This window comes from Variovorax sp. dw_954 (assembly GCF_018449755.1).
In the GTDB taxonomy this organism is placed as follows: Bacteria; Pseudomonadota; Gammaproteobacteria; order Burkholderiales; family Burkholderiaceae_C; genus Variovorax.
Map to the genome: position 1 here is coordinate 1 of NZ_JAAVVD010000060.1, position 5546 is coordinate 5546.

Sequence of the window (5546 nt, forward strand, 5' to 3'; positions counted from 1 at the left end):
TTATGGAACGTATGATTCGTTAGCAACCCGGTCCACTCAGCTCATTGACTTAGACGAGTAGCGAGGTGGGGGTCTGGGGGAGGAGACACATGGGCCGTCAATCTGTGGATAACTCTGCGCTGGAGCGCTGGCGCAACCTGGACTCGGCGCATGTGCTCGGCGTAATCGCGGACTTCGCGAAGCGAGATGCTGAGTACGTGCCAACGAAGAGTGCCCTCTCAACGCGTTGGCATGCAACCGTTGGAGGCCGCGATTTCGAGATCCTCTGCACGGGCGCGAAGTTCTTGGACACTCGCGCGAACAAGGGGGGCGGGGGCGCTGTGGATCTGGTCATGCACCTCACCGATTCCGATTTCAAGGCCGCGGCGAAGGTGCTTCGCTCAAGAGGGCTCTAAGCGTGTTGCTCGAGCGAGCGACCGACGAGTTCAGGATCGCCGGCCACGCATATCCCGATTTTCCCATCTTGTTGTGGGACGACATGACCGGCTGCGATCCCGTGAACGAATTCTTTCGTCACCATCTGCTGCGCGGAACGATTCGGTCGAATAGGACATGGGACGGCGCTGGCCGTGCCCTGTACGACTACTTCAGCTTCCTGCAGGCTCACGAGCTTGAGTGGAACTCGACAAAGCAAGCCGGCCGAAAGGACCTGCTGGCGGCCTACCGCGACTACTCTTTTCAGATCGCAGCACACCGCGAAAGCACCGTGCGTCAACGACTGAGCTTCCTCGTCGCGTTCTACGAATACTCCCAGTCGGCGCAGCTGATCGAGCACCTCCCCTTCCGGCTCGAAATGCGGCGCGCGGCGCCGAGGGGCGATGCGTTCTTGGGGCACATCGGCAGGACAGACGTTGGCGTGCGAACGGCCGATGTGGTCCCTCGATCGAAGCGCGGGCTTCCACAGTTCCTGTCGCGAACCCAGACGCAGGCATTGCTCGCGGCAGCCACAAACCCTCACCATCGCATGTTGATTCAGATGGCCGTGCAGTCGGGGCTGCGCCGGGCGGAGCTGGCGACACTGCCCGTTGACATCGTGGTCAACCCGCAGGGCATCTCGAAAAGAAACATCCGGATCGAACTTGATCCCGCTGCTGGCGGCGGGCAAAAGACGAAGGGTTCCAAGCGCCGATCAATCTGGATCTCGAAGTCGTTGATGACGGACCTGTGGCAGTACGTTGCGCATCATCGCAGCGAGCGCGCCGGCGTCGCGGACAACACGCACAACAACCTGTTCCTCAACGTCGCCGGCGAGCAGTATGCCGAGGACGGAAAAAGCATCAACAGGATCGTGAGCACGGTCGGTGCCACGGCAGGGATTCGCGTTCACCTCCACATGCTTCGCCACACCTACGCCACGCACACCCTGGTTGAACTTCAGCGGCGTCGTGCCGAGAACCGGCTCGAACCCCTTGTTTTCCTGCAGCGACAGTTGGGCCACGCCTCGATAGCCACAACGATGGTTTATCTGCACCTGATCAATGAGCTCGCAGACGATGCGGTGCTGCAGTACCAGGACGAACTCGACGGCTTGAGGCCAGAGCTGTGACGGGTAGAAAGAAGCAGTTCGTGAAGAGCGATATTCGCGCTCCCGACTTCGACTCGATGCCCAGCGGCGCACTGAACGATTGCCACAGACCAAGCACGACCCGACTGGCTTTCCCCGGCATCCGGCGCACCTTTGACTTCGCACGCTGGTACGGCCGCAAGATCGACAGTGTCACATGGGTATGCCAGCGCCAAATCGAGCGCTTCCTGGCTCGGCAGGATAGCGAGTTGGCCGACCAGACCATCCTGAATATCTGCGGGGATGGCCTTCGAGTGTTTCTGGACTACGTGGCGTTTCGCGCCGCAGACGCGCAACGATCGATGACGCTCGCAGACATCGATCGGGAGTTGATCGACGGCTTCATCGCCGCCCTCTCTGCCAGCGGAGCGCGCAAGACTACCCAGAAGCTCTGGTACCAGCAGGCGAAGGCGTTATTGCTGGCGCTGGGCAGGAATGGTCTGCTCGAGGTCACGAAGCACGGCGACGCCGCAACCTTTCCGCGCAACCCGTTTCCGAATGCCGGCAGGAGTGCCACGGGCGAAGACCCCCTCACGCACGCGGAGCGCAGGGCGTTCGCCGCCGCGGTCAAGCGTGCCGTTCTGCCGCTGATGACGGCGACTGAGCCCACGGGCGAACTCCTCGCCTACGCGTTGCTCGCCATCGCCCTGCACACGGGACGGAACACGACGCCGCTTCTCGAGATGTCCGTCGACTGCCTGGTGGACCATCCCAAGGGAGATCGCATGTTCCTTGTGCTCTACAAACGCCGAGGACGCAGGGTCTACAAGGCGGCCCTGAAGAAGCATGTCCAATGGGAGGCAACGCCTCATGCTCTGCCAACAGCGGGCATGGACATCGTGCGGTTGATCAAGCATGTGATTGCCATCACGCAACGGCTGCGCGAGGAGGCGGCGCCGGAACTGCGACAACGTGTATGGCTGTATCGATTCTCAAGATCGCTTGCCAAGGGTAGCGGCACAGGCGACATCATCACCATCACTGACGCAACGTTGGGCAAGTACGCACGCAAGCTCGTCGAGGCCTATGACCTGCGCAATGCAAGCGGTGAACTGATCCGGCTGAACATCAGTCGCTTGCGCAAGACGTTTGTTAACCGCGTCAGCGAACTTCTGGACGGCGATCTGGCATTGACAGCTGTCGCGGCGGGCAACACACCAAAGGTCACCAACGTGAACTACCTGCGCCCGGGCGAGCACGCCGAGCGCAACTGGATGTTCCTCGGCGAGGCCCTGGCGTCGGAACTCAAGACCGGGACACTCGGTGCGACGCACAAGACGCCTGTGGGCGGGTGCTCCGATACCCTGCACGGCCAATATGCCCCAGACCATGGCGGCGCCGTGTGCATGAACTTCCTGAACTGCCTGCGCTGCCGCAACTACGTCGTGACGGGTGACGACCTGTATCGGCTCTTCTCGTTCTACTGGCGAGTCTTGGGCGAGCGCGACCGAGTCGACAAGCGTCGCTGGGAGAAGCAGCTGGCTCACATCCCACGCCTGATTGAGCGCGATGTGATCCAGGTTGGGCTCGATCGTGGGCTCTTCAAGCAGGAGGCCGTAGACGCAGCGCGAACACGCGCTCGGACAGATCCACATCCCTTCTGGAAGTCCGACCTGATCCTCAACGCATTGGACAGTCTTGCATGATGCACGCGGTCATATCCCGGCAGGCGTTCCTTCAGCAGCCTGCCCATACCCGAGACCTGGAACCTGTCGTACGCGACGCCCTTGTGGTGAGCACCGTCATGCTCGATGGCCAGCATGTTGTGCGCAGTCGGTATGGTGATAGCACTTGGATGCTGGCGGCCAGCGCCTCAAACGGGCAGCGTTCACGTTCGAGTCTGCGGTTCGACAACATCCACTCCGCGTTCCGACGCGTTTGCAAGGACGTCATGTACCGGTACCTTCGCCGCGGCCGCGACGGTGCAGCACGCCCTGTAGCAAGCACTGCGATCCGGATGCTCGAATGCATCCGGCCCTTTATCGTGCATCTCCTGGCGCTCGGCATCGCGCGGCTGTCCGAGGTGACCGTGTTGGCGTGCTCGACATACATACAAGCCTGTCGAGAACACCGGGTCGGGACAGGAGGTGGAACCTCGCTCACGCCCGGTGGACTCTTTCTACGCTTCAAGGCGCTCGAGTTGCTGCACGAGTTCAGCCAGCACACCGATGACCCAATGCGGGTGCATCCGTGGTCCGAGGCGTCGGCAACACGCCTGGCCGGTCTCACGGAGGCCGAATCATTCCCCAGGTCCGGAAAGACACCCCTGATGCCGGACGCTGTGTTCAGCACGCTGTTCCGCGGAGCCTGGTTCCTGGTCGAAAATGGACAGAGTCTGCTAGACCTGCGGGACGCCCTTGCCGACATCGAGCGTGCGAATCCGTCGTTGCCTGTGGCGACCCTTGCTTCCCGGAAGACGAAATACCTGCGCTCAGCGGGCTTCGCTGAGGGTCTTGAAGCGTTTGGCGCCGCTTTGGTGGAATTGCGAACCGGCTGCTACATTGTCGTTGCCAGCCTCTCGGGCTGCCGCAATCACGAACTGGCATTCGTACAGTCAGGATGCTGGAGCAAGACGATCGACACCGACGACAACACCTTCTGGTGGCTTCACTCTCAATCGACCAAGACTGGCGCGGGTCACACCCGATGGATGATTCCCCAAGCAGCTGTTGTAGCACTCAAGCTCATGGAGCGTTGGGCGCTGCCGCTGCAAGGCCTGGTCGCGAAGGAGTTGGCCGAGCGCAGGGCAAGGGATCCGCGCGATCCTGAAATCGCGGAAGCTGAGCGCCACGCCAACGCACTCTTCCTTGGCGAGGCGAAGAGCCAGGCCATCGCCCGCACCCTCAGCTCACAAGGCATGAATTGCCAGCTCCGCCGGTTTGCGGCCAAAAGGGGCATCGAGTGGGATCTGACATCGCATCAATTTCGTCGCAAGTTCGCCAACTACGTTGCACACAGCCGATTCGGAGACCTGCGCTACCTGAAGGGACACTTCAAGCATTGGTCGGCTGACATGACGCTTCTGTACGCACTGAATGATCACTTGGAAGTCGATCTGTTTCTGGAGATCGACACGGAGCTCGACACGATCAAGGACAACCTGGTCACTCGGTGGTTGCGGCCGGACGAGTGCCTCGCCGGTGGCTATGGTGACGGCTTGGTCCGTTGGCGTCAGAATCGTCCCGTCACCCTGTTCAGGGACCACGCGCACATGGTGCGTTCGGTCGCCGCAAGCACGCCGATCCGCAGCAATGGGCACGCCTGGTGTACGGCCGACGACAGTCTCTGCGTCGGCAACGATCTGGAGAAGACCCGATGTGCGACTTGCACCAACGCGGTGATCGACTCGTCGCATGCAACGATCTATCAGGGCCTCTGCGACCACCTCGATGAGGTGCTTGCCTGTCGCGACATTGGCGAAGCTGGGTTGTCGCGTGTGCGCCGTGACCTAGATCGGTGCAAGTCGGTCCTGGCGGGCTTAGGGCACACCGTAGGGACCGCGCAATGATGGCGAAGCGCCTTCCACATGCTCAGCGAGAAGCCACGCTGAAACTCGCCCTTTATCGAATCCAGCGTGGCCGTGCACACACGAAAGCCACAAAGGTGTCCGTTGCTTCAGTCGCGGCCGAAGCCGGCGTCAGCACCGCCTTGATCCACAACTGCTACCCAGCCATCGCCGACGCCATTCGGGCGGCACAAGGGCACACACGCATTCAGCAGCGCGATGAACTGCGCACGCTGGTAAAGGAGCTCAAGGTGCGTCTGAAGCAGGCTCAGGAAGAACTGAGCCAAGTACGGGAACAGCGGCGACGGCTGGCATCCATCAACGAAGTGCTGCGCTCCGAAAACGCGGTGCTCCAGGCCTCGGTGGAGGGCAAGATCACTCGGCTGCTCAGCAACTCAGGGAAGCGTTAGGTCGGGCCCCAGAGATGGGGTCCGTTGCAACGGTGCCACTAACCGTTAGAAAAGTTCCATAAAGGAA

5 protein-coding genes are annotated in these 5546 nt (G+C 61.3%); all 5 read left to right on the forward strand.

Going from position 1 to position 5546, the window contains the following annotated elements:
- Positions 1-89: 89 nt before the first annotated feature.
- The 5 genes from HB681_RS37200 to HB681_RS37220 are packed head-to-tail and all read left to right on the forward strand — an operon-like array spanning position 90 to position 5479.
- Positions 90-395: a hypothetical protein gene (locus tag HB681_RS37200; RefSeq protein WP_213959915.1), complete on the forward strand. Its 306-nt coding sequence runs from the start codon at positions 90-92 to the stop codon at positions 393-395.
- Positions 396-397: 2 nt separating this feature from the next.
- Positions 398-1546 carry a tyrosine-type recombinase/integrase gene (locus tag HB681_RS37205; RefSeq protein ID WP_213959916.1) on the forward strand — a complete coding sequence of 383 codons (1149 nt, stop codon included), beginning with the start codon at positions 398-400 and terminating at the stop codon, positions 1544-1546.
- Between the two features lie 20 nt (positions 1547-1566).
- Positions 1567-3210, forward strand: a complete 1644-nt coding sequence (locus HB681_RS37210) for a hypothetical protein (RefSeq protein WP_213959917.1) — start codon at positions 1567-1569, stop codon at positions 3208-3210.
- Positions 3207-5072 carry a hypothetical protein gene (locus HB681_RS37215; RefSeq protein WP_213959918.1) on the forward strand — a complete coding sequence of 622 codons (1866 nt, stop codon included), beginning with the start codon at positions 3207-3209 and terminating at the stop codon, positions 5070-5072. The genes HB681_RS37210 and HB681_RS37215 overlap by 4 nt, the downstream gene beginning before the upstream one ends.
- On the forward strand, positions 5069-5479 hold the full coding sequence (locus HB681_RS37220) for a TetR family transcriptional regulator (RefSeq protein ID WP_213959919.1): 411 nt from the start codon (positions 5069-5071) through the stop codon (positions 5477-5479). Before HB681_RS37215 ends, HB681_RS37220 begins: the two co-directional genes overlap by 4 nt.
- Positions 5480-5546 lie beyond the last annotated feature (67 nt).